18 protein-coding genes are annotated in these 24,643 nt (G+C 67.8%); 10 read left to right on the top strand and 8 right to left on the bottom strand.

Features of this window, described 5'->3' with window-relative positions; all coding sequences use genetic code 11:
• Positions 1–49: 49 nt before the first annotated feature.
• Together H4W80_RS12270 and H4W80_RS12265 are read left to right on the top strand one after the other, a co-directional pair.
• Positions 50–793 (top strand): MBL fold metallo-hydrolase, encoded by a 744-nt coding sequence (locus H4W80_RS12270; protein WP_192785211.1) that lies wholly within the window; start codon positions 50–52, stop codon positions 791–793.
• A gap of 224 nt (positions 794–1,017) precedes the next feature.
• Positions 1,018–1,245 carry a hypothetical protein gene (locus H4W80_RS12265; protein WP_192785210.1) on the top strand — a complete coding sequence of 76 codons (228 nt, stop codon included), beginning with the start codon at positions 1,018–1,020 and terminating at the stop codon, positions 1,243–1,245.
• A 752-nt stretch (positions 1,246–1,997) separates the two neighbouring features.
• Here the strand turns inward: H4W80_RS12265 and H4W80_RS12260 are convergent.
• Positions 1,998–2,696 carry an SDR family oxidoreductase gene (locus H4W80_RS12260; RefSeq protein ID WP_192785209.1) on the bottom strand — a complete coding sequence of 233 codons (699 nt, stop codon included), beginning with the start codon at positions 2,694–2,696 and terminating at the stop codon, positions 1,998–2,000.
• A 249-nt stretch (positions 2,697–2,945) separates the two neighbouring features.
• Here H4W80_RS12260 and H4W80_RS12255 point away from each other — a divergent pair, with 249 nt between their 5' ends.
• Entirely contained in the window at positions 2,946–3,836 is an 891-nt protein-coding gene (locus H4W80_RS12255) for a helix-turn-helix transcriptional regulator (RefSeq protein WP_192785208.1), read from the top strand.
• Between the two features lie 476 nt (positions 3,837–4,312).
• Positions 4,313–4,456, top strand: coding sequence for a hypothetical protein (locus H4W80_RS12250; RefSeq protein ID WP_192785207.1), 144 nt, complete (start codon positions 4,313–4,315; stop codon positions 4,454–4,456).
• A gap of 751 nt (positions 4,457–5,207) precedes the next feature.
• Here the strand turns inward: H4W80_RS12250 and H4W80_RS12245 are convergent.
• The gene (locus H4W80_RS12245; RefSeq protein WP_192785206.1) at positions 5,208–6,410 is read right to left on the bottom strand and encodes a hypothetical protein; all 1,203 of its coding nucleotides are present in this window, start codon (positions 6,408–6,410) and stop codon (positions 5,208–5,210) included.
• Between the two features lie 533 nt (positions 6,411–6,943).
• Entirely contained in the window at positions 6,944–7,828 is an 885-nt protein-coding gene (locus H4W80_RS12240) for a LysR family transcriptional regulator (protein ID WP_192785205.1), read from the bottom strand.
• A 106-nt stretch (positions 7,829–7,934) separates the two neighbouring features.
• On the opposite strand from H4W80_RS12240, the gene H4W80_RS12235 reads away from it, so the two are divergent.
• Positions 7,935–8,582, top strand: a complete 648-nt coding sequence (locus H4W80_RS12235) for a dihydrofolate reductase family protein (RefSeq protein ID WP_192785204.1) — start codon at positions 7,935–7,937, stop codon at positions 8,580–8,582.
• On the top strand, positions 8,579–9,148 hold the full coding sequence (locus H4W80_RS12230; RefSeq protein ID WP_192785203.1) for a cysteine dioxygenase family protein: 570 nt from the start codon (positions 8,579–8,581) through the stop codon (positions 9,146–9,148). Before H4W80_RS12235 ends, H4W80_RS12230 begins: the two co-directional genes overlap by 4 nt.
• A 104-nt stretch (positions 9,149–9,252) precedes the next feature.
• Here the strand turns inward: H4W80_RS12230 and H4W80_RS12225 are convergent, their stop codons facing one another.
• From H4W80_RS12225 to H4W80_RS12210, 4 genes are all read right to left on the bottom strand, one after another.
• Positions 9,253–10,239, bottom strand: a complete 987-nt coding sequence (locus H4W80_RS12225; RefSeq protein ID WP_192785202.1) for a serine hydrolase domain-containing protein — start codon at positions 10,237–10,239, stop codon at positions 9,253–9,255.
• A 305-nt stretch (positions 10,240–10,544) separates the two neighbouring features.
• Positions 10,545–11,852 (bottom strand): NAD(P)/FAD-dependent oxidoreductase, encoded by a 1,308-nt coding sequence (locus H4W80_RS12220; RefSeq protein WP_192785201.1) that lies wholly within the window; start codon positions 11,850–11,852, stop codon positions 10,545–10,547.
• Positions 11,842–12,696, bottom strand: a complete 855-nt coding sequence (locus H4W80_RS12215) for an alpha/beta hydrolase (RefSeq protein WP_192785200.1) — start codon at positions 12,694–12,696, stop codon at positions 11,842–11,844. The genes H4W80_RS12220 and H4W80_RS12215 overlap by 11 nt, the downstream gene beginning before the upstream one ends.
• Positions 12,693–13,925: a metal-dependent hydrolase family protein gene (locus tag H4W80_RS12210; protein ID WP_192785199.1), complete on the bottom strand. Its 1,233-nt coding sequence runs from the start codon at positions 13,923–13,925 to the stop codon at positions 12,693–12,695. The genes H4W80_RS12215 and H4W80_RS12210 overlap by 4 nt, the downstream gene beginning before the upstream one ends.
• 93 nt (positions 13,926–14,018) lie before the next feature.
• Between H4W80_RS12210 and H4W80_RS12205 the strand changes: the two genes are divergently transcribed.
• From H4W80_RS12205 to H4W80_RS12190, 4 genes are all read left to right on the top strand, one after another.
• Entirely contained in the window at positions 14,019–14,672 is a 654-nt protein-coding gene (locus H4W80_RS12205; protein ID WP_225963384.1) for a TetR/AcrR family transcriptional regulator, read from the top strand.
• 777 nt (positions 14,673–15,449) lie between these two features.
• A complete protein-coding gene (locus H4W80_RS12200; RefSeq protein ID WP_192785198.1) occupies positions 15,450–15,737 on the top strand; it encodes a hypothetical protein in 288 nt (95 codons plus the stop codon).
• A gap of 479 nt (positions 15,738–16,216) precedes the next feature.
• On the top strand, positions 16,217–22,339 hold the full coding sequence (locus H4W80_RS12195; RefSeq protein WP_192785197.1) for an RHS repeat-associated core domain-containing protein: 6,123 nt from the start codon (positions 16,217–16,219) through the stop codon (positions 22,337–22,339).
• A 473-nt stretch (positions 22,340–22,812) separates the two neighbouring features.
• Complete coding sequence (locus tag H4W80_RS12190) at positions 22,813–23,265, top strand: hypothetical protein (protein WP_192785196.1); 453 nt, start codon at positions 22,813–22,815, stop codon at positions 23,263–23,265.
• A gap of 364 nt (positions 23,266–23,629) precedes the next feature.
• On the opposite strand, the gene H4W80_RS12185 is transcribed toward H4W80_RS12190, so the two are convergent.
• Entirely contained in the window at positions 23,630–24,115 is a 486-nt protein-coding gene (locus tag H4W80_RS12185) for a hypothetical protein (RefSeq protein ID WP_192785195.1), read from the bottom strand.
• Positions 24,116–24,643 lie beyond the last annotated feature (528 nt).

Genomic DNA, 24,643 nt, shown 5'->3' with positions numbered 1-24,643 from the left:
GACTTCGTGCCGACCGCTGAGGACGAGCTGCATCCGTTAGAGTTCACGGATGCTGCTCACGATCCTTGGCGGATGCGGTGCGTGGCCGGCGGCGGGCCAGGCCTGCAGTGGTTACCTCGTGGAGCACGACGGGTTCAGGCTGCTCGTCGACCTTGGGTATGCGACGGTGCCGAGGCTGCTGGAACAGGTCAGCGCCGATCAGATCGATGCGGTGTTCATCAGTCACGGACATCCTGATCACTGCGCCGATCTGAGCCCGCTGTTGCGGGCGCGCGCAATGCGTGATGACCCGCCGGCGCCGTTGCCGGTGTACTCGCTGCCCGGCGCCCTGGATGCGGTACTCGCGCTGGACCGCCCAGGGTTGCTGACCGACGCCTATGTCCTGCACGAGTTCACCGTCGGCAGTGGATTCGACATCGGCCCGTTTCGCGCGCAGACTCGTCTGCTGCCGCACTCGGTACCCAATGCCGGCATACGGCTGACAGCCGGCGAGCGGGTGCTCGCGTACACCGGTGACAGCGGCCCAAGCCCAGACAGGGTGGAACTGGCGCGTGGTGCTGACCTGCTACTGGCCGAGGCCACCTATGTGAACCAGGTCCCGGAGGATTCCCGGCGTTACCTGACAAGCGCCCGTCAGGCGGGCCGGCAAGCCCTGGAAGCCGATGCCCGGCACCTGTTACTGACGCACCTGCAACCGGGCACAGACACCCCAGCCGCGCGAGCCGCCGCTGGGGCCGGATACGACGGTGAGATCGGCATCGCCACATCCGGTCTCATCTTCGACCTTTCGTGAGCCAAGGCTTCGGGGATCGAGGAACATGTCACCGCACGCGGGCTTGAGTGAGACTCCACCCTCCATCGCTTGCAGGCGCAGTAGGCGGCCGGCGAGACGGAGCCCGACGACGACGGTCCGGGCGATGTGGACATGTGGGCGGAGTACCGCACCAACACCGGCGGTGGTGGCACGCTTATACCTCAAGCATCGGTCCAAAACCTTTGACTGTAAGGGTGAAGCCTGTGACCATGTTCGAACCGACCGACAACCAGCTGGTGAATGTCGGACTCTTCCTTTTGGACGTATTTCTGAGTTATTGGTTCTTATGGGCACCTTGGGTCGTACTTTGGTGGATATTTGAGGGGCGCCACAAGTACTCATCCGGTGGTTCCAGCTACCGTCACGACGGGGCTGGTGGCGACGGTGGCAGTGACGGTGGTGACGGCGGCGGAGGCGACGGAGGCGACTGACGGACAGGCGTGACGAACGGTCATAGTTCGCTGTCGTTGAACACCGACGCGCGGTCTGGCGGCTGTTGGCCGGGACTCCCCGCTGTCCGTGGGCCGGCCGGAACACGGCAGCGCCAAAATCCGTGTTACCCGCTGGTAATGGGACAGTGCGTCGACGATTCTGTCTGATATAAAATGATCTTCGTGAGGCTCTGGCTTGAGGAAATGCGCCGAGTCAATTTGAGCCCCTCGTGTTCTGCGGAAAAATATCCCATTCGTGCCGATTTGGGGTCCGTTTATGCAGCCCTGATGCATGGATATGCAGGCCCGAAGTGCGGGTTGCTCGGGTTCTGGAAATCGCCAACAGTGTCTGAATGGTTACTATATGCTCCGTCATGGTGGCGTGATCACCGTGCGCCGACGTGGGGAAGGCGAGAGCCCGGCAGGCTCTCCGCGTGGTCGAGGACCTCGCCGCGGTGGCCGGGCTCGACGTCAACGCCTCAGCCCTGGGCAGTCCTGATAGGCCGACGGCCTCCAGGACCACGTGCATGCCGTGCCCGCCGGTCGGTGCGGGCATGGTGGCGTTCCAACATGATGATCTGCTCGGTGTTCGCACAAGCCCGAAGGTCATCCCTCACGAGGGGGACCCCGCATGTCTCACACGCGGACTCGACCAGGAGATCTCTGGCCACCTGTCGGGGTGGCTGTCTCGCTTCCCCTGGGAACACCACGGCTCGCGACCGGCTGCGACACCACAGGGCGTCAGATCTGCCTCAGACGGGCTGGCCGACCGGCCGGATGGTCAGGGTGTTGAGGTCGACGCCGGCCGGCTGGCCGAGGGCGAAGCAGACGGCCTCGGCGACGGGCTCGGGGGACAGGGCGAAGGGCGGGACACCGCCTTGCCAGAAGGCGGTGTCGGTCATGCCGGGGTTGACGAGGGTGACGCCGATGCCGCGGCTGGTGGCGTACATCCGCAGGTTCTCGGCCATGCCGGTGACGGCCCACTTGGTGGCGGAGTAGAGGTTGGCGGGGCTGTTCTTCAGGCCGGCGACGCTGCCGATGAGCACCAGCCGCCCGCCCGTGGTCTCGAGATGGGGCAGGGCGGCGTTGGCCAGCAGGGCGGGGCCGAGGACGTTGGTGAGGACCATGGGCGCCCACAGTTCCGGGTCGCCGTCGGCGATGGTGCGCGGGTGGTCGGCGGGGACGAAGCCGGCGTTGGCCACCGCGGCGTGCAGGGCGCCGAAGTGTGCCACGGTGCGGGTCACGGCGGCTTGGGTGGCCGGCCAGTCGGCGGCGTCGGCGATGATGCCGAGCAGCCGGTCGGGGTGGCCGGTCTCGTCGAGGAAGGACTTGAGTTTGGTCTCGTCGCGGCCGGTGACGGCCACGCGGTGGCCGCGGTCGAGGAGCAATCGTGCGGTGTGGGCGCCGATGCCGCTGGTCGCGCCGGTGATCAGTACGGTCTTGCCGGTCATGGTCATACTCCCGGGTGTTGGAGGTCCAGTTGGTGCATCACAGGAGGGCTTCGACGGTGATGGGCGGGCCGATCACCACTACAAGAGCTGGCCGGACAGGGTCCATCTCCGTATCGCAGGTCGCGTTCTACCTGCTGATCCCAGGAAACCCGCCTGGCCGCGCGCGAGGCAGAGCGCGTTTATAGGGGGGACAAGCTCAACCCCTCTACCACCGCCACCTGCGCGAACCCTGCGGTTACCGTGGAAGGCATGGACCACCGGCCCGACAACCGTGCGCAGATCCGGGATTTCCTCACCACCCGGCGCGCGAAGCTGACCCCAGAGCAGGTCGGGCTGCCCACCAGCGGCCGGCGCCGGGTCCCCGGGCTGCGCCGCGAGGAAGTCGCGGTGCTGGCCGGTGTGAGCACCGAGTGGTACACGCGGCTGGAGAAGGGCCACATCAGCGGCGTATCGGAAGAGGTACTCGACGCGGTGGCCCAGGCCCTGCGCCTGGACCAGGACGAACGCACCTATCTGTTCCATCTGGCCCACGCCGCCCGCCGCGCATCTTCGCGCCGCAAGGACGTCCAGGTCCCGCAGCGGGTCCAGTGGCTGCTGGACTCCATGACGATGTCGGCGGCGTTCGTACGCAACGGCCGCCAGGACATCGTCACCTACAACGCGCTGGCCCGGGCCCTGCTCGCGCCGGTCTTCGACAGCCCTGCCACCACGCGGCACGGCCATGCCAACATCGCCCGCTACGTCTTCCTCGACCCGGGCTCGCAGCAGTTCTTCGCCGACTGGAACGAGGCCGCCGTCGTCAGCGCCGCGCTGCTGCGCGCCGAGGCCGGACGCGAGCCCCACGACCGGGCCCTGCGCGACCTCGTCGGTGAGCTGTCCACGCTCAGCACCGAGTTCCGCGGCCAGTGGGCCGTCCACGACGTGCGTATCCGCCATGATGGCAGCAAGCAGCTGTGGCATCCGCAGGTCGGCGACCTGGAGCTGACCTACCAGTCTCTCGACCTGCCCGTGTCCAGCCGGACGGTGTACGGCCTCACCATCTACACCGCTGAACCGGGCAGCACCTCCGAAGAGCGGCTCAAGCTCCTGGCCAGCCTGGCAGCCACCCAGCCGGCACACCTCACCGGCCAGCCGCGTTGAAGCGCGCCGACCTGCTCACCGGGAGGCAGCGGGAATCGGAATCCAGCCGAGCTGCCGCAGGCTCGCGTCCGGCTGAGGAGGAGATGGAGTAGCCACACAGGACGTTGAGGTGGGCGTGGCCGAGCGGAGAGCTGGGCAGTGTCGGAGATCTTTGACCGGAATGCCTTGGGCACGCAGCTGGTCGACTGCGGCCGACAGGTACGGGAACCACAGCGGTGATCGTCCAGGCGAAGCTGTAAGCCACCGAAGCGCTCACGGTGGTAGCGCATTGCAACGAAACCAGCCGGTCATCGAGGCGACAGACGTACCGAGGCAAACCTTGGACGGGCAAAATCTGCCCGCCTACCAGCGTGTTGCCCTGCGCTCGCGTTAACTGACCCGATCACGGATCCGACGCGAATCGCCGAGCTGAACATATGCAGAAGGGACCGACTCAGCGGAGTCCTCCACGAGTACTCACATGCCGCTTGAACTGCATGGATGCAGTTTTCGGCGGGCGCAGGGCCGAGGACGGTGCGCTGGTCCAGCAGATCCACGCCGCCAACTGCCTCGATTACCTCGCCGAGCATGCGAGGCACATGGAGGGCGCCGAGCAGGTGCGTCAGGACCGGGGAACATAGCCGGTCCGGGCCAGATGTCAGGTCGCCTCAGGCCGGGTGTCCTTGCATCCAGCCACAGCGTGTCGGACTCGTCTCGATGAGAACCGGAGGTCCCGACCGTGGGGTGCTTTGCCCAACCGCATCTCTGCCTGCGCCCGCTCGCGCGGCCTGAGCCGGGCGTTCACCCCTGCCGAATCATCCTCCTGCAGCACTGTGCTGAGCACCTTCTCCGCGGCCCAGAGGCGCGCGATCAGGTGGGGTCCGCCCTGCGCTGGGTCGTCGGCCAGAGCACGCAGTTCAGCGGCGACCGCGCGGGTGCCGCTCGCGTCCTGCCGACTCCCATACCTGCGGACCCCAATTTTGGAAGCCCGGCCCCAACGTCCACGTGCAGTACTGCCCGGGCTGGTCACCCGACGACGATTCCCGTCCCCATGACTCACTGTCAGCGATCATCAGAGAACCCCGGCCGGCCGTCACTGACGATCCCGGTACACGGCCATGGACGCCAGGCCGACGGCCACGAAAGATCCCGGCAGCCGGACTCGTCTCCCGAGGGCCGCCTCCCGTACCGGGATGGGTCCGATGCGCTCGTCGGCGCGGCCGGGCTCCGCATCGCGAGGTCCGCGGAGACCCTGCTCGAGGCCGTGGGGCCGACGAAGGAGGCCCTGCGCCGCCGACCGCCCCCACGCCCGCCACAGCGGGGTAGCGGCAGGGGCGTCCGACGCAGCGGTCAGCTCGCGCACATCACCCACTCCATCGCGGGGAGGAAGGTTCAGCCGGTGACCCGGGCCAGGAACTGGCCCTTGGCGTGCTCGTCGGTCTCCCTGGTGCCGTAGCCGGTGGCCCACAGGCCGCCGCCCGGTACAGCGCCGAGCTGCTTGATCCGGTAGTCGTCGAGCAGCGGCGGTTTCGGCGCCTGCTGCCAGGCGGTGCCGTTCCAGCGCAGCAGCACACCGACGCTGCGCGCGGTGGCGTCGTCCTGCCCGCTGCCTCCGGCCCACACCTCGGTGCCCTTCCAGGCCAGCGAGGTGATGGAGGATCCGTACCAGCCGGTGGTCGCCGGGGTCGGCGTCACCGTCCACTCGCTACCGTTCCAACGCATGGCGAACGCCTCGCGCTTCTTGACCGAAAAGCCGTTGGCTTCGTAGGTGGTCCGCTGACCGGCCGCCCACACCTCGCCGGGCCGCGCGGCCACCGCGTCCAGGGTGGTCTCGACCAGCGCTTCCTTCGGCGGATCCGGCAGCCGGGACCAGGTGTGGCCGTCCCAGTGCAGCACCAGGGTGTGCGCATCGGCGCTCGGCCCGTAGCGGTTGGTGGTGCCGACCGCCCAGACGTCGTCCGGCGCCAGAGCATGCACCGCGCTCAGGTCGGTGTTGCCCGCGAGCGGCGGGAGGCTCATCTTCTGCCAGGCGGTGCCGTTCCAGCGGATCACGCCCGCCGTGGAAACCTCACCGCTCGACTGGTTGGACCTGCCGACCGCGAAGGCCGTGCCGCCCACCGCGGCGACATCATCAAGGTAGAAAGGGTTGTTCTCTTCGGTCGGGTACGGAGTGAGGGTCCAGGCCGTACCGTCCCAGTGGTAGGCGATGGTCGAACCGGTGGCCCACACGTCGTTCTCCGCGGCGGCCGACACCGAGGTCAGCGCGCCCCGGCAGGTGATATCCGGCCGGTCGTTCACCCATTTCTGACCGTTCCAGCGGAACAGGTCGGGGCAGACCACACCCGGCGGCGGGTACGGCCGGCCCTCCATCCGCACCTGCCCCACAGCCCAAGCCTGGGTGCCGCTCAGCGCGGCGACATCGTTGAGTTCCTTGAGTTGCTTCTCGGATTCGGTGTACCCGTAGGGAAAGGACAGGTGGTCCCAGACCGGCGCAGCTGTCGCGCCCGCCGGTGCCGCGGTCGCCAGGCCCGCGGTGAGCGCGACCGCGCCGAGAATTCTGCTGGATGTCAGGGATAATATTTTTCGCTTGGTCACGAACGCTTTCGTACCATCGCCGGTCAACTGCGCACATGGCCCAGGGAATGCATAGGGGCCCCTGGACGAATCATAGGGGGCCCTAGGGGGCCCCACTGGCGCGTCCATTACGATAGGTGTACGCGTAGGCTGGTCCATCGCCGACGATATGCGAGGAGAATTCGTCACGGAAGACGCTCATCGAGCGCCAGCGTCCCGAGATCGGCCAGACGATCATTCATTCTGACCCGTGGGGCGGTATACCAGCGCCTTGGCCAATGACGTTTTCTCGCTGAATTTCAGCTGATCTGCCGGTGTTCGAAATGGACGAGAACGAGCGCGGCGTGGACCAGATCGCTGGCTCTGCTGGGGCTGAGCGTTCCTGACGTATTGGCGGGGTCAGCAGTGGCGGCCGGCCAACGCTTCCCACCACGAGCGGTTGCCGCGGGACCACGCCTTCGCTGCCAGGTCGGTGGTGAAGTCCGAGTATTACACGAGGTTACGTAGGGGTCATCCGTATTTGGCGGCGGGTGCCACGTTGGTTAACGGCACCCCTACCTGGCGCTGATGTCGACAGTAGAGCTTCGGATGGCCTGGATCAGGGCGACGGTGGCCGGTGGGTCGGGTGGGTCGCCGTAGGTGACGGCGTAGAGGCGGCGGGTGAAGCCGGTCAGCTCGGTGGCGTGGATGTCGGGCCGGCGGTGCGCCTGGAGGGCGAGTCCCGGCAGGGTGGTGACGCCTTTGCCGGCGGCGACGAGGGCCTGGACGACGACCATGTCGTCGCTGAGCGAGGCGATGCGCGGGGTGAAGCCCTCCCGGCGGCACACGTTGATCAGTTCGTTCTGGCATCGTTCACAGCCGCCGATCCAGGGGGAGTGGCGGTGGTTGGCGAGGCTGTCGTCGGGTTGGCGGCTGATAAGGTAGATCGGGTCGTCGCCGACGTGGACGAGGCGGAAGCCCTCGTCCTCCTCCTCGACGGGGCCGTTGGCGTACCGGAAGACGAGGGCGACTTCGATCTCGCCCTGGCGCAGCATCTGCAGGGCTTCGACCGGGTGGCGGTCGATGAGGATCAGTTCGAGTCCCGGGTGGGTCCGCTCCAGGATGGTGGCCGCCTTCGGGACGATCGTGCTCAGTGGTGAGGCGTTGGCGGCCAGGCGGACGCGGCCCGACTGCAGGCCGGCCTGGGCGGCCAGTTCGCTGGTGGCCGCGTCGACGCGGCCGATGATCTCGGTGGCGCGGCCGGCCAGGAGCCGGCCTTCGGGGGTCAGGCGGATGCCGCGGCCGACGCGCTGGATGAGCCTGACGCCGGTGGCCGCTTCCAGGCGGGCCAGGTGGTGGCTCACCGACGACTGCGAGTAGTGCAGTTCCTTGGCCGCTTCGGTCACGGATCCGAGGCGCGCCACCGCGGCCAGAACCCTGAGATGGACCAGGTTGAGCATGTATCGAGAATATCGATGTAAATCCCGAAATATTGCCATTAGACGTCATCTCTCCACCCGGCCATGCTCATAGGTGAAAGCGCCGACCCCGGCTGAGGAGGCAGGAATGAGCAAGCTCAGGTGTCACATCTCGATCTCGCTGGACGGTTACGTCGCCGGCCCGAACCAGAGTGTGGAGAACCCGCTCGGCGAGGGCGGCGAGCGGCTCCACGACTGGGTGGCCGCGCTGGCCGCCTTCCGCCGGGCCCATGGCGGGGAGGGCGGCGAGGTGAACGCGAGCACACCGGTGTTCGAGGAGGCGATCCGCGACATCGGCGCCGCGGTGATGGGCAGGGGCATGTTCGGCCCCATCGGTGGCGGTCCCTGGCGCGACGAGGAATGGAAGGGCTGGTGGGGCGACAACCCGCCGTATCACTACGACGTGTTCGTCCTCACCCATCACGAGCGTGGCCCGGTGGAGATGGAGGGCGGGACCACGTACCACTTCGTCACCGACGGCATCGAGTCGGCGCTGGAACAGGCGAAGAAGGCCGCCGAGGGCAAGGACATCATGCTGTGGGGCGGCGGCCACGTCGCCCGGCAGTACCTGGCGGCGGGACTGCTGGACGAGCTCGAACTGCACGTCGTCCCGGTGCTGCTCGGTGGCGGTTCCCGCCTCCTCGACGACCTCGGGGGCGCGGACGTACGGCTTGAGCAGGTACGGGCCGTCGAGGCGCCCGGCGTCACCCACCTCAAGTACCGGAGGGTGTCATGAACCGCCTCCAGACGTTCATCGACAACGTCGCACTCGTGGTGCGGAGCACCGGCGACGAGCACGAGATCGACGAGCACGAGATCACGGCGCGGGTCGGCGAGCTGCTGTCGGCCCTCCTGGCCGAGGGGTACCGGTTGCCGCCGGAGCTGACGCGGGCGTCGTCCACGCGTCACCTGACGTACCCGATGCACATCGCCCCCGACGAGAGCTGGTCGATGGCGTCCGTGGTCTGGGACTTGGGCCAGCGGACCAACGTGCACTCGCACGAGACGTGGGGTGTCGTCGGCATCTACGCCGGGGTCGAACACGAGATCCGCTACCTCAAGCCGACCTCGTCCACCCCGAGCGGGCCGCTGACGCCGGCGGGCGGCGCGCGGTGGACGCCGGGGCAGGTGACCGTCTGCTGCACCACCGACGACGACGTCCACGCCGTCGCGGCCGTCGGCGGCGAGCCCACCATCGGGATCCACGTGTACGGCGGTAACATCGGCACGACCAAACGGCGGGAGTACGACCCCGAGACGGGCGAAGTGCGCTGGTTCGTCTCCGGCTGGGACAAGCCTTAGGGGTACGGCAGCTCTGCGGTGATCTTCTGGAGCAAGGTGCGCAGGGTCGCCCGCTCGGCCTGGTCCAGCGGGCTGAGGATGTCCTGCTCGACGGAGACGGTGATCTAGTCCATCGAGTGGGTGAAGCCGCGGCTGGTCATCTCGTCGAGAAGGCTGTTGAGGAGGTCTACTCGGCGTTCGGTGTGGTCGGCGATCGCGATGAGGACCATGCTCAGGTCCAGCTCGGGTACTCGGGCATGGAGGACGCGCAGGCCTTGCCAACCTCCTCCGTGGCGATAGACGCGATAGCCGGCGTGCGATCGGACACCGATGCCCCAGGCGTAATCGATGGGTGTTCCGTCATCCAGGCGTCCGGGGGTCTGGATGAGCGCCGAGATGCCGAGTTCGTCGGCGTTGAGGGCCTGGCCCCATCGCAGCAGATCGGTGGCGGTGCTCCACACCCCTCCATCGCCGAGAGACAGGGGAGCGGGATGAGGGGAGACGAGCGGGGCGGCGCCGGGCGGTGCGGGATCGGGCCCCGTCCAGTAACGGGTATTGACCATCGCCAGCGGCGTGAAGAGCTGACGCCGGGCAAAGTCGGGCAGCGGCCGGCCGAGCGCTCGTTCCACCACGGCGGCAAGGCAGACATATCCGGCGTTGGAGTAGGCGTGCTCAGCGCCCGGCTCGCGATCCAACGCTGGGAACTGGGCAAGGGCCTGGATGATGCCTTCTGTGGTTCGGTCGGCGTCCCGATCCATGAGGGCTTCGATTTGGGCGTCGGCCGGCATGCCTGCCGTGTGATGGACGAGATGGCGAAGCCGGACAGCGTTCGCCCACGCGGGTAGCTGGGGTAGCCAGCGCGACAAGGCCGACTCCATGTCGAGCTCACCCTGTTGGGCGAGCCGCGCCGCGCAGGCAGCGGTCATCTGTTTCGACAATGAAGCCGTGTAGGCGAGCGTGGCCGCGCCCAGCGGCTCACCATTGAGTGTCAGCCCCTGGGCCGGCAGGATGGGTGGCCGATCGCCGTGCTGCATGCCGACCACGATCGGCTCATCACGGCGGTAGCCGGCTTCGTCGACAAGTGCGGCCATTCGTTGTTGCAGCTGAGACACGGAACTGATCTTGTCAGACCAGGAGGCCCAGGGTTTCGGGCGCCTCCCAGGCCGTCGGCTGCCGTCGTCACGAGGACGGCGGCCACCAGCGAGCCCGCCCCGGAGACCGTTGAATACTCTCGATCCAGACATGAGGAGCGCATGTGTGGAACAAGCGGCAGAATGATCGACCGTGCCTCTTCGCCTGGCTTATTTCACCGTGACCAACACGTTCGCCGCAGCGCGACTGCTGCCCGTGGGTGCTTCTGGCCTCGCCGCCGGGCAAGGTCCCGCACCGGCTGTGGCTCCTCATCCGAGAAGGCGCATCAGCCCAGGACTGTGCCTGAGTTCTCGGTGCCGGGGGGACGCTTGCGGGAGAACGCCGAAAGGTCTATGGCCAGGCCGGTGTGCTCGCCGACGAATCGCACCGGCCGTTCGTCGTGATCTACGCCGTTCTCGGTCTGTTCGATGATCGCGGCGAGGAACTTGCCGACGACCGGCGCGTTCTTGAACTGGTTACCGCTCGTCCCCATGGCGACGTAGAACCCGTCCAGCTCCGTACGGTCGTAGATCGGCGTCCAGTCGTCGGCGACGTCGTAGACTCCCACGACCCCGCGAGCCTGATTCGGTATCTCCAACGCCGGTAGCCGTCGCGCAGCCCTCGTCACCTGGGCCTCGAACACCGCCGTCGTCGGATGCGCAGTGACGGCATCCGGGTCGTCCACCCACTGCAGCGGGTCGCATTCCGGTTCCGTACCACCGACCAGCAGTCCTCCGCCGGCCTCACCGCGCAGGTAGACACCCAGGTCCATGTCCGCGACGCAGATCCCGGCGTGGTTGTCGGCGCCGAAACCCACGGGGGCCGCGACATGCGCGACCTCCTGCCGTAACGGCCGGCATCCCACGGTGAAGTCGGATCCGACTGAGGCCAGCTCGTTGATGCGGGTCGACCATGGGCCTGCGGCGTTGACCACCACGCCGCAGGGGATCCTGCTTCCGTCCGCGAGTGTCACCGCAGTGACCCGGCCATGGGCCCGTTCGATCCCGCGCACCGACGCATGGAACCGGAACTCGGCACCGTGTGTCCGCGCGGCGGCGGCCAGATTCTGCGCCGCCAGTTGCGGATCGTTCACGAACCCCGCATCAGGTGTGTACACGGCACCCAGCGTGGTTTCGGTCTCGGCCCAGAACTCGTCGTCGTCGATACGTTTCGGTGGCCAGTACCTGCCGACGTCGATACCCGGGATCCGCTCCGACAGGTCCGCACTCGTCCACTCCTCGAACGGGATACCCGCGTTCTGGAACAGCGGCAGGTACACCGACCGAGGAGCCACGTCCACGTCCAGCATCGCCATCCCGCACCGTACGTACCGAGCCAACGGCCCGACATCGCGGCCGAGGTGCTCCGCCCACGACCTCCAGCCGAAGTGTGCCTCCCAGGCGGTGGCGACGCCCGCGGCGGTGGAGAAGTTGAACCGCACCACCGCGCTGGACGCACTCGTGGAGCCGTGGCCGGCGCCCCCGGCCTTGTCGACCACCGTCACCTGCCAGCCACGGCGGGCGAGTTCCAAGGCGACCGACGCGCCGATCACCCCCGACCCGATCACCACGACGTCCGTGCGCTTACCGGGCACGGCAGGTCCTGAGATAACTGAGGAACGAGGCCTGCAGGCCGGTCACGTGCGTTTCGTCCAGGATCGCGCTGGTGACGGCTTCGCTGCGTGAGGTGAGGCGGTGCAGGAGGGTGGCGGTGTTCTTCGTGATGCTCTGGTAGACGGCCAGGTCGCCGAGAAGCTCTTGGACGTTGATGGTCACGTGCAGCCTGGCCGCACGCTGGCTGTCGCCCATCTCTTCGAGCTGGGCGAAGACCTGACTGTCCGTACTGGTGACGCCGGGGCTGCCCGCTCCGACGCTCTCGAAGAGCGCGCTGCCGGAGAGCCAGGTGTAGAGGCTGAAAAGTCCGCCGTAGGAGTAGCCGAAAAGGCCGTGACCGCTCGCGGCTGTGCCGTAGTCGCGTTCGATCCGCGGGTGCAGTTCCGTGGTGAGGAAGCTCAGGAACGCATCGGCGCGGGTGTCGCTCAACTCGGCGAGGTAGGCGTCGGCTTCCTCGCGCGTCGTCATTCCCGCTTGGAATCCCTTTTCCACGGCATCGATGAGCTCCTGGGCGATGGGCTCGCCGGGTGGCACGAGGTCTCTGTTGCGCAGCCGTGCCCAGTGCTGTGCTTCCTCGCCCGCGTAACCGACGCTGACCTGGATATAGGGCTGGATCTGCTGCATGGGGTCCAGTTGGGTGACGATGAGCGGAGCCGTCATGCCCACGGCCCAATTGCCGTCGAGCACGTACACCGCGGGCGCCGGCGTCGTGGCGGGGTCGTAGCCCGGTGGCGTGGTGACCCAGACGCCGTAGTCGTACCCACCGCTGGAACGCAGCTCGAAGTAGTCGGTGTCGGCGAGGCAGCCCTGCCACATGGCGCTCATCGCAGGTCCTTCACTACGCGTCCGGCCTGGACGACGAGGACGGCGTTGGCGGGGTCGGCGAAGAGCTTCGGATCTTCGAGCGGGTTGCCGTTCCAGAGCACGAGGTCTGCCTGCATTCCGGGAGCGATGACCCCCACCTGGTCCGACAGGCCGAGGATCTCGGCGTTGGTCTTCGTGGCCGCCACGAGGGCTTCCATCGGTGTCTCCAATTCCGCGCGCAACTTGAGCTCCTCACCTCGGCGGTCCTGAGCCGGACCGATGAGATCGGAACCCAGCCCGATCCGCACTCCGGCCTCCTTGGCGGCAGCGAGCGCCTCGGTCATCCGCTCACGGACACCCAGCACACGATCGCGGACCGACTCGCCGAGGCCGGCTTCCGCGGGGTCGTGCAGCAGTCGCTCGACGACGGCGAACGTGGGCACAAGGGCGACCCCGCGCGTGGCCATCAAGGTGGCCGTGGGCTCATCGAGGTCGGTGCCGTGCTCGACACAGCGCGCCCCGGCCTCGACCGCGTTCCGAATGCCCTCGTTGTTGTGGGCGTGAACCGTCACGTAAGTGCCCCGTGCCGCGGCTTCCTGCACAGCGACGGCGATCTCCTCCACGGTGAACTGGGTGTCGGTCAGCCGGTCGTGAGCGCTGACCACTCCTCCGGTCACACAGAGCTTCAGGAAGGAGGCTCCGCGGCGAAAGGCCTCACGTACGTTGCCTCGCAGCTCGTCCGCGTTGCCCGACATCATGGACAAGGCGCACAGACCCGGAAGGTGATGGCCGCTCCAGAGCTCGGTGGGTTCCCAGGCGGCTCCGTAGTAGCCGTGCCCACCGATCTGGCACTGCACAGGTCCGCACGACAGGACGCGCGGTCCCCTGACCTTGCCCTTCGCGATCGTGGTGACGACGCCGCCGTCGATCCCGCCGGTGTCCCGGACGGTCGTGAAGCCGGCGTCGAGCGCTGCGCCGGCCGTGGCGAAGATGTCCGCCGCGATCTCGGCGGCACTGATCTGGAACGAGAACTGCGGCTGGATCGGGCTCGACAGGCCCAGGTGAACGTGCGCGTCGATCAGGCCGGGCGTCATCGTCAGTCCCCCGGCGTCGAGCCGCTCGCCGGGTTCGTCGCTGGAGGCGGCCCCGAGCTGGGTGATCCACCCGTCTTCGACGGTGACGTCGACGTCTATGGGGTCGCGCCCCGTCCCGTCGGCGACCGCCGCGCCGACCACCTGTAAACGTCCCACGAGTCGTTCCCTCCGCCGTCGCGAGCTGACTGCGACCATGTACGAAGCAACACGGCACCGCCAGCAATCTTTTCCAATGGATAAACTGTGGGAGTGATCCTGTCAACCTCGGAACGCAAAGGCGACGCACGCGAGCGCCTCCTGGCCCGGCTCCTCGACGCCTTCGACGAGGCCCTTCCCTCACCGGAGGTGTCGCTCCGTGAGATCGCCGCCCGGACCGAGACCAGCCACGCCCTCCTGCGATACCACTTCGGGTCACTCCCGGGCGTCCTGGCGGCCATGCTCAAGGCGCAGCGATCTCGTGACAACGAGGCCCTTTTCGCAGCCGCCCAGCAGGGCACCTTTGCCGACCTCGTCGTGGCGATCTGGCGGACCTACACCCGCCCGGAGCAGTTGTCGCGTGTCCGCGGCTTCTTCCACGTCGTAGGGCTGGCCGCGTACAGGCCGGAGGAGTTCCGTGAGTTCATCGACTCGCTCGACGACCTGACCAAAATGCTGGCCTCACTCGCGGAACGCGAAGGGCACGACGCCGGGGAAGCGCTGACCATGGCCACCGTCACCGTTGCCGCGATCCGGGGCCTGCTCTTACAGGAAGTCCTGACTCCAGGAGTCCACTCGGAGAACGCCGTCGACTTGATCCTGCGCATGCTCCCTGGCAACGCGGCCGGTGTTCACTCAGACGATGGAGTACGCCCGCACCATCAAGCAGGTCGTCCCGCACCAGCGCGTGATCGTCATGGTGTATGAGATGAAGCGAACTTCGATCTGGGCACCCGCGTCCTGGCCGCGGCCGCGGAATACGAACTGGAGACGCGAGCCGAGCGCCAGGCCGAGGGTATGATCGCCGCCAGGCGCCGCGAGGCCACCGGTGCCACACTGCCCGGCAAGAAAGACCGGCCGGCCGCGCGTGATCGGCTTCGCCGAGCCGGCCGCCCTACGCCGCCTGGTCGACAACGGTGTCTCGATCACCGAGCTGCCCGCACCCTCACCATCGGCCGCTCCACCGCCTACGCGGTACCGGTAGAGCGCTGACCGGCAGTTATCCCCCCCCGCATCCCGGGCCTTTCCCGCGATGCACCCGACCTCGGGCCCGCCGCCGAGGCATTTCGAATGAAGCGGTGCAGCGCTGCGCGCGGGTTTCGCCGAGCTCGAGGGAGCAGGGGTTCTCCGGCCCGGGATCACTGCGGCGTTGGCGACGGGCCGCCGTAGGGTCGAGAGCCGAATAACAGAGCATGTGCTCCATAAAAGGTGTATCGTTGACGACGTCCCGCTGAGGCGGGAGCCCGTACTTCCTGGTGTGCGCGCACCCCCTGTCGGACCTGCTCCTGCTCGTGATGATCGCTGCGTTCCAGGTCGCCGTCCCGTATCGGGGAGGGCGGCACAAGCGGAAGGATGAGTGGTTGACCAGCAAACTGGCGGCCGTTTCAGGGATCGTGCTGATTTGCAGGTGGCCTGCTCGCCGGCCTCGCCGCCTCGGCCGGCGCGCCGACCGGCCCCTGCGGCGGCGGCTACAACAGAGTCGGCGTGTACGCCATCCCGGAGAGCGGCACCAGGGCCGGCACCCTGGAGGTCTACTACAACTCCAGCTCGGGCAAGAACTGCGCCCTCACCTACGGTTACGGCTCCACGGCGGGCACCACCACTTTTAAGGCGGCCGCTATCCGGGTTGCTGGTGGCTCGGGGGTCATCGACTCTGGGCATTACGCGCACTATGCCGGGCCTGCGTATGTCTCGGCTTCCGGTAAGTGCATCGACGTTTCGGCAACCGCCGGCAACGCAGACCGCTACCTGAGTGGTGCGCACTGCGGCTGACGATGCCCGGGGGCGGGACCGTCGATGATCACAAGCGGTCCCATTCATACGTCTTTTGTCCCTGGGGAACCGCCGAGGGCACGGCCGTAGATTGTGTGTTCGCCGACCTGGTCAACAGTGCTGCCGCGCTGGTCGGTCACTGGCAGTTGGATGAGGAGCCGGGCACTGGCGCGGCGGAGTCCTCTGGCCGTTCCACAGCCGCGAAGTCACCGGCGCCCTTTTACACGCATCGCCGGCGTACGACGCGCTGGCCGGCGCTTGCCGCCCAATAGATCCCACAGTAAATCCGCCCGCCCAGTAAGTCCCGATCAGTATCCCTCGACTGGGAGAGGTTCATGGATCTGCCGAGTGAGTTAGACCTGCCCGAATCCCGCTGGAATCGACCTCACGAATCCGACGCACCAGACATTCCAGACCCTTACTGGAACCGTTTCCTGGCGCCCAAGCCCGAGTCGTCCTGGCCTCGCAGGCTCGCGGTGGTGCTGTCCATCGTCCTCGTCGTCCCCCTCACCTACGCCATGCCCGCGCAGGCCGCGTCCCGGTCGGCCCCCTCGGTGGAGAACGAGAAGCCGGTCAAGGGCACGAGCGTCCCGGTCCTGCCCCCGCTGGCCGATCCTGTCGAGAAGCAGGCGTGGAAGGCGCCACCGGGCGCCGCCTGGCCCAAACCCCAGGCGGCGGAGCTGGGCGGCAGCGGGGCGAGTACCCTGGCGGCGACCGGCTTCCCCGTGAAGCTGGCCCCGCAGAAAGACGCCAAAGCCGCCGCCGCAGCCGACCCGGTCAAGGTCGAGCTTCTCGAAACGGACCGGCTCGGCCTCGCGATGCGCGTATCGCCCGGCCAGGGAGCGAACCTCAAGGCCGCGTCCGGCAAGAAGACCCGCCTGCAGATCGACTACTCCGGCTTCCGCTACGCCTACGGCGGCGACTACGGCGCCCGCCTGCACCTGGTCAAGCTGGAGGGGTGCGCGCTCGACGCCAAGGCGAGCAATTGCGCCCTGCCCGAACCCGTCAAGAGCGACAACGACGTCAAGGCGGGCACGCTGACCGCCGACTTCGAGACGAACGGCCTGTACGCCCTGACCGCCGCCGCCTCCGGGCCGTCCGGAGACCACTCCGCCACCTCGCTGGGTGCCTCGGCGGACTGGAGCGTCGGCACCCAGACCGGCGACTTCACCTGGGGCTACGACATGCGCACCCCGCCCGCGCTGGGCGGCGAGGAGCCGGAGATCTCGCTGGCCTACTCCTCCCAGAGCGTGGACGGGCGCACCGCCTCCACCAACAACCAGGCGTCCTGGGCGGGTGAGGGCTTCGAGCTCAACCCCGGCGGCTACATCGAGCGCCGCTACAAGTCCTGCATGGTCGACGGCAAGAAGACCGGCGACCTGTGCTGGGACCAGGACAACGCAATCCTCTCGCTCGGCAGCTCGGCCGTCGAGCTGGTCAAGGACGCCACGAGCAAGCAGTGGCGGCCCAAGCGCGACGACGGCACCCGGATCGAGTACCTCACCGGGGCCACCAACGGCGACAACAACGGCGAGTACTGGCGGGTCACCACTGCTGACGGCACCCAGTACACCTTCGGCCTGAACCGCCTGCCCGGCTGGGCCACCGGCAAGCCGGAGACCAAGTCGGTCCAGACGGTGCCGGTGTTCGGCAACAACAGCGGCGAGCCCTGCTACAACAGCACCCCGGCCAACGCCTGGTGCCAGCAGGCCTACCGGTGGAACCTGGACTACGCGGTGGACACCCACGGCAACGCCACCACGTACTGGTACGCCCAGGAGAAGAACTACTACGGCCGCAACATGAAGCCCGAGCTGGGCACCGTGTACGACCGCGCGGGCCACCTCACCCGCATCGACTACGGTTACCTGCAGAACGAGCTGTTCACCAAGGCTCCCGCCGCCCGCGTCGTCTTCGACGTGGCCGAGCGCTGCCTGCCCAGCGGCACCATCACCTGTGCCGCCGACCAGCTCAAGAAGGAGACCGCCAGCAGCTGGCCGGACGTCCCGTTCGACCAGATCTGTGACTCCGGCGTGAAGTGCACCGACCGCCTGGCGCCGACGTTCTTCACGCGCAAGCGCCTGGTCAAGGTCACCACGCAGATCCTGTCCGGGAGCGCGTACCGCAACGTCGACTCCTGGGCGCTGACACACCAGTTCCCCGCCACGGGTGACGGCCTCAGCCCGTCGCTCTGGCTGGCCTCGGTCCAGCAGACCGGTCACGTGGGCGGCACGATCACGGCGCCCAGGACCACGTTCGTCGGCGTGCAGCTCGCCAACCGGGTGGACGCCAACGAGGGCCGCGCCCCGCTGGTCAAGTGGCGCGTGCAGGCCGTGAACAACGGGACCGGCGGTGAGCTGCGGATCAACTACGCCCCCGCGGAATGCAAGGCCGGCGAACTGCCGGCGGCCGACAAGAACACCAAGTTGTGCTTCCCGCAGCGCTGGGCACCGTTGAACGAGACCGAGGTGACCGACTGGTTCCACAAGTACGTGGTGTCGCAGATGGTCGAGGTGGACCGCATCTCGGGCTCGCCCAACGTGGTCACCAGCTACGAATACCTGGGCGGCGCCGCCTGGCACTACGCCGACAACATCCTCGTCAAGCCCGAGCACCGCACGTGGTCGGACTTCCGCGGGTTCGGCCGGGTCCGGGTGCGCGAGGGCGACGGGCAGGACACCAAGCGCACGCTGACGGAGTTTCGGTACTTCCGGGGCATGGACGGTGACAAGCAGGCCGACGGCTCCAAGCGCGACGCGCAGGTCGAGGACTCCGAGGGCGTCAAGCTGGACGACCTCGACCAGTACTCCGGCTTCGAGCGCGAGGAGATCCTGTACGACGGGGACGGCGGGGCCGTCCTGAGCGCGAGCGCCGAGCAGCCGTGGTCGGTGAAGACCGCGGAGTCCACACAGGGCGGCGTCACCAAGGCCGCGCACGTGGTCGAGGCCAAGTCCACGGTCACCCGTAAAGCGTTGCCCGGCGGTGCCTGGCGGCGTGTCGGCGAGGAGCGGACGTACGACACCAAGGGCCTGCTCACCCAGGTGGAGGAGAAGGGCGACCTGGCCACGACCGACGACGACCAGTGCACCCGCTACACCTACGCCCGCAACGACACCAGCTGGATGCTCGACTACACCAGCCGCATCCAGAAGGTCGCCGCGAGCTGCGGCACCGCCGTCTCCACACTGGCCGACGACGAGGTGATCTCGGATGAGAAGGTCCAGTACGACGGCAAGGCGTACGGCCAGGCCCCGAGCAAGGGCGACGTGACCTCGGTCCAGCAGGTCGTCTCCGGTGACGGCACGACGATCATCGACAGGACCCACACGTACGACGTCTACGGCCGCGAGACCAGCGAGAGCGACACGCTCGGCAACAAGTCCGTGACCAGCTACACCCCGGCCACGGGTGCCCTCGCGACCGAGATCGCCGAGACCAACCAGCTCGGCCACGTCAACCGCACGGTCCTCGAACCGGCCTGGGGCGAGCCCGTCGCCGAGATCGACACGAACAACCGCCGTACCGACCTGGAACACGACGCGCTCGGCCGCCTGACCAAGGTCTGGCAGCCCGATCGCAGCAAGGAGGGCAACCAGTCGCCCAGCACCGAGTACGCCTACGTCATGCGCGCCGACGGCCCCAGCTACGTCACCACCAAGACGCTGCGCGCCGACGGCGGCTACACCGCCAGCCACGAGTTGTACGACGGCCTGATGCGCGAGCGCCAGACCCAGGAACCCTCGCCCAGGGACGAGCAGACGCAGGACCCCAACCTGCGTGACGGGCGCACGATCACCGACACCTTCTACAACTCCCAGGGCGAGGAGTACAAGTCGAACTCCGGCTACTTCGCCACCGGCACGCCCTCCACCGACCTGCTCGCGGTCGCCGACACCGACGTGCCCAACCAGGTCGTGTCGACCTTCGACGGCGCGGGTGAGGTCAACGCCCAGATCCTCAAGGCGAAGGGCGCGGAGAAATACCGGGTCACGGTCAAGCAGGAGGGCGACAGAGTCCACGTCACGCCCCCGCCCGGTGGCACGGCGACCACCCGCATCGGCGACGCCGAGGACCGGCTCATCGAGCTGCGCCAGTACAAGGGGGCGACCCCGACGGGCGAGTACGAGGCCACCAAGTACACCTACGACGCCGCCGGCCGGCTGTCCACGGTGACCGACTCGGCAGGCAACGTGTGGCGCCACCACTACGACATGCGCGGCCGGGAGATCAAGACCGAGGACCCCGACAAGGGCGTCACGACGATGACGTACAACGACGCCGACGAGGTCGTCAGCACGACCGACTCGCGCGGCAAGACCCTGTGGTACGTGTACGACGAGCTGGGCCGGCAGAAGGAGTTGCGCGAGAACTCCGCGACCGGGCCGCTGCTGGCCGAGTGGAAGTACGACGCCCTGGCCAAGGGCCACATGAACGCCAGCATCCGCTACGTGGGCGGGCAGGCGTACAAGGCCGAGATCAACGCCATCGACGTCAACTACCGCCCGCTCCGCGAGACGGTCACCGTCCCCGAGCGGGAGGGCAAGCTCGCCGGCTCGTACGTGCTCAACACCCGCTACACGGCCGACGACAAGGTCCAGTCGGTCAGCTTCCCCGGCGTGGGCGGGCTGGCCGAGGAGCAGGTCGTCTACACCTACGACGAGCTCGGCCAGACGACCAAGGTCAACGGCCTGTCGGCGTACGTGGGCGCGGCCCGCTACTCCAAGCTGGGCGAGACCCTGCAGTACGAGCTGGGCGAGGCGGGCAAGAAGACCTGGCTCACCTACACCCACGACGAGGCCACCCGCAGGCTGACCAGCATGCGGGTCGACCGGGAGGGCGCGGCCAAGACCGACCTCGACGTCAACTACACCTACGACGCGGTCGGCAACATCACCAAGATCGCCGACAAGGCGAGCGGCCAGGACACGCAGTGCTTCACGTACGACCATCTGCGCCGGATGACCTCCGCCTGGACGGCCACCGACGACTGCGCGAGCGCCAGCCCGCAGTCCGGCAAGATCGGCGGTGTGGCCCCGTACGCGGTCAGCTACGCCTACGACTCCACCGGCAACCGGATCAAGGAGACCAGGCACGCCTGGGGCGGCGCCGGTGAGACCGTCCGTGACTACACCTACCCGGCGCCGGGCGGCAAGCAGCCGCACGCGCTCCAGACCGTCGGGTCGGACCTGTTCGAGTACGACACCGCGGGCAACACCACCAGGCGCAAGGTCGGCACCTCCGACCAGGCCCTGGTCTGGGACGCCGAAGGCAACCTCGAGTCGGTGACGGAGGCGGGCAAGACCACGTCCTTCATCTACGACGCGGACGGCGACCGGCTGATCCGCAAGACCCCGACCGACGCCACCCTCTACATCGACGACATGGAGCTGCGCCTCGACTACGCCAAGGACGTCGTCGAGCAGACCCGCTACTACACCGTCAACGACGAGCCCATCGCGGTACGCACGCCGGACAACCAGGTGTACTTCCTGGCCAACGACCACCAGGGCACCGCGCAGGCCGCGGTGAACGCGGACACCGGCGATCTGGCCGTACGCAGGACGACGCCGTTCGGCGAGAACCGGGGATCGCCACCGGCGTTCTGGCCGGGGCAGCGCGGATTCGTGGGAGGCACGCAGGATTCCACGACCGGGCTGGTCCACCTCGGCGCCCGCGAGTACGACCCCAAGCTCGGCCGGTTCATGTCGGTGGACCCCATCATCGACGATGTCGATCCGCGGACCCTCAACGCCTACGCCTACGCCAACAACAGCCCCGTCACCATGACCGACCCCGACGGGCAGTGGTTCTGGGTCGCGCTCGCCATCGGCGTCAGGTTCGGGACCCGCTACCTCGCCAAGAAGGCGGCCCAGCGCGCCGCGAGGCGTGCGTACGTCCGAAGGGTCAGGGAGAGGGCCATCGCGAAGGCCAAGGAGAAGGCCGCGGAGGAGGCCAGGAAGCGGGCTTTGGAGGCCGCCAGGAAGCGAGCCAGGGAGGAGGCCAGAAGGCGGGCCGAGGCGAAGGCGTTGAAGCGTGCCCAGGAGGCCGCCAGGATCCGGGCTCGGGAGGCTGCCAGGCGGGCTCGGGAGGCCGCGGCGAAGCGACGGGCCGCGGCCGCGGTCCGCAGAGAGGGGCAAAAGGCGGTTCGCGAGCTGAGGGCCGAGCGACGGAGGCGGGCGGCGATAGGCCGACGCCACCGTCGGATCGGCTACGTACCCAGGGGAATCCAGCTGGCGCGCTCGCGTCCGGCACGGCGTCCGACCAGCCACAGGTCGACGCAGCGGCAGGCGCCGCCCAGGGCGAACCGGCAGCCGGCGCGGCCACGGCCCAGCCAGGTCTACCGGAACGACGGCAGCGTCCAGCCGACCCAGTCCTACACCGTCTACGGCAACGGCCGGATGTATCCGCAGGGCAGGCCGCCGTCGAACCTCCCGCGCGGCGGTACCGGACAGGGTGAGAAGCAGATCTTCAAGCCGGAGCAGATCGAGATGGAGGTCAACACCAAGAGAGGGGCGACCACGCACCTGGGCTTCCGCGGTGGACAGCTCGGCGACGACATCGCCGACTTCTTCGACGGCTGGTTCGGTGGCGGTTTCGGCTGATCCTGCCGTCGTCAGCTGATCGATGACCGGCGCGGGGCCTTCGCGGCCCCGCGCCGGTGATGTTCCCGGATCCCCGGGCGCGGGCATGGTGGGTCAGCCTCACCAGATGGATGGGTGCGCCCGGCAACGCGGCGGACGTGCGACGTCATTGAGACCGCCACCCTTGATGGACGGCGTCAGCGCATCCTGGCCGTCATCGAGCACGGCGCCAGACGCGACCGCGTACTCGGCACCACCGCGCATCCGACCGCGAGCTGGGTCGCGCGGGCCGTCAGGAATCTGGTGTCGGTATTCACACGGTGCTCACCGGCGTCCGCAACGGCCCGGATGACCCGCTCCGGCCAACCCCAGGAGCAGGGGATCCATGTCCACTCCGACCACCTCAGCCCGCTCCAACAGATCCTCAACCCATCCTCAACAAACCCCCCGCCAATCTTGATCACAGACACGAGCCACGTGAAGGGGATTGCGAAATGACGCACATCGTCGGGAAGGCCGCGGCAATGCTCGGCGGGGCCGGCCTGTCACTCGTCCTGCTGGCCTCCGCCGTGCACGCCACCGCTGTTCCGGGGCATGACGTCAAGGCAAGTTGCACGATGAGTGATGGCCAGAAGGCGGACTTCGAGATGAAGTACAGGACGTCCGGCGGGTACCACCGCGTCTCCGACATCATCTACCGATGGAGCTCCGAGGCGCCGATCCGCCTGAAGACCGCACACCTTCGCCTGATGGTCGAACGGCGCGGCAAGGACGGGAAGGTCTTCGGAGAGACGCTGCATGAGAAGCACGCCTCCAACGACGTCTCCTACGACATCGTCGTCGACGTCAAGGTCCCGGCCAAGAGGAAGCTCTATCTCGTCGTTGATTCCACGTTCGTGAAGAAGGGCAAGACCATGTTCTGCGCGGGGCGCACCGTCGGCGTTTGACACCTCCCCGGCGTGAACGGGGCCGAAGTACAGTCGCTCGACTGGCTGCGGTGAGGGTTCCGCCCGCCGAGTTCACCCGCACCTACGCGGCCCCCCGCAACGCGTCATCCCATGTCCGCCGAGCTCGCGCAGCCGGGCGACTGCCGTCGACAGACACAGCGCGGCGCTGGCGCCGTCGGCACGCATGCCCGCCTCCAGCGGGCCGCCGCTCGCCGCGAAAGTCCAGGAATGCCGACCCTCCGCCAGCCTCTCCGCATCAACCCTGAGCATCGCATTGATGCCCTGCCCGGCGAGCCACAGGCGGATCTGGACATGCCCTCACCGGGTCGCGGTCATCATGCCCGCGTACCATCCGATCTGGGACTCAGACCAAGAGCCGGATCGAGGGAACCTCGGCATCAACCGCGATCTCCTTCTTGCATTCGCCGCACCGTGGACTCCAAGGACGACGTACGTTCGTCTGAATCGATCCCTTGCCCGAGGCCTCCTGGTGGGGGCAGTAACAGCCGTACTGCAGCCGGACCCACCTGCTCAGGGGCGTCGCATTCCCACCCCGCTTGGCATCCTGGAACGGCACCCACCAGAAGTCGATCACGGCCCTCAAAACCAACAGAGCGTCCTGGCTTGTCACGTCGAACGCCGAGATCCGCGCCGCGGCAAAGTGCTTGTAGTCCCTCCTGCTGATGCAGACGGCCCGCTCGTCCCCCAACTTCAACGCGGTCGTCCGGCCCACCCGCTCACAGATGAAGCAATCCAAGCTCAGTTCAATCGTGGGCTCCCAGAACACGTGGTCACGATGGGCGTCCTCAAGCTCAGACAGGGTGGCTTTGATCTCAAGGCTGCGCAGCATCTTGGGATCGTCGCACAACTACCGCGGCGGCGACGTGGGCGAGCCCAGCTTGACAACCTGAACCAGCGCAGCAGGTCCATCCCGTACGAACGCTGCGTCGTCGTCGGCCGTCCAATTGCCTGTAGATCGCTCAGGTACACCGCGACCGGCCCAACTACCTCCCCAGCCGGATCAGCCAGTCGGTAGGGCTCCCACACATCGCCCGTCTCGACGAACGCACCCACCCGCGGCACGAGCAACGTTGCGAGATCCCGTTCGGAATCGTCCCTTTCGATCACGAGCCGGGACCATAGACGTCCCTAGCAGTGCCTGTCTTCTGAACTGGACAAACACCCTCGTTGCCGAGCCGAAGTGGTGAAAGAAGCTCACCGACCGCGGCCGCGAATCGGTGAGGCCGTCCTCCTGGACGACGAGGGAAGAAAGTACCCCTGAGCGACAGGGCTAGGGGCATGACGAGCATCGGAACGAAAGTCCCGTTAACGGCGCAGAGTTGAGCGGCTTACCGTGACCTTCCGTTCGGATGCGCCG

Source organism: Nonomuraea angiospora, from assembly GCF_014873145.1.
In the GTDB taxonomy this organism is placed as follows: Bacteria; Actinomycetota; Actinomycetes; order Streptosporangiales; family Streptosporangiaceae; genus Nonomuraea; species Nonomuraea angiospora.
Note: the sequence above shows the minus strand (reverse complement) of the source record. Positions and strands in the feature narration are given on the sequence as shown.

Coding starts and splice junctions, on each gene's coding strand:
- H4W80_RS12230 (WP_192785203.1), top strand. CDS start 8,579: ATGAACCGCCTCCAGACGTTCATCGACAACGTCGCACTCGTGGTGCGG.
- H4W80_RS12215 (WP_192785200.1), bottom strand. CDS start 12,696: ATGAGCGCCATGTGGCAGGGCTGCCTCGCCGACACCGACTACTTCGAG.
- H4W80_RS12235 (WP_192785204.1), top strand. CDS start 7,935: ATGAGCAAGCTCAGGTGTCACATCTCGATCTCGCTGGACGGTTACGTC.
- H4W80_RS12260 (WP_192785209.1), bottom strand. CDS start 2,696: ATGACCGGCAAGACCGTACTGATCACCGGCGCGACCAGCGGCATCGGC.
- H4W80_RS12255 (WP_192785208.1), top strand. CDS start 2,946: ATGGACCACCGGCCCGACAACCGTGCGCAGATCCGGGATTTCCTCACC.
- H4W80_RS12190 (WP_192785196.1), top strand. CDS start 22,813: ATGACGCACATCGTCGGGAAGGCCGCGGCAATGCTCGGCGGGGCCGGC.
- H4W80_RS12250 (WP_192785207.1), top strand. CDS start 4,313: ATGGATGCAGTTTTCGGCGGGCGCAGGGCCGAGGACGGTGCGCTGGTC.
- H4W80_RS12270 (WP_192785211.1), top strand. CDS start 50: ATGCTGCTCACGATCCTTGGCGGATGCGGTGCGTGGCCGGCGGCGGGC.
- H4W80_RS12185 (WP_192785195.1), bottom strand. CDS start 24,115: ATGCTGCGCAGCCTTGAGATCAAAGCCACCCTGTCTGAGCTTGAGGAC.
- H4W80_RS12240 (WP_192785205.1), bottom strand. CDS start 7,828: ATGCTCAACCTGGTCCATCTCAGGGTTCTGGCCGCGGTGGCGCGCCTC.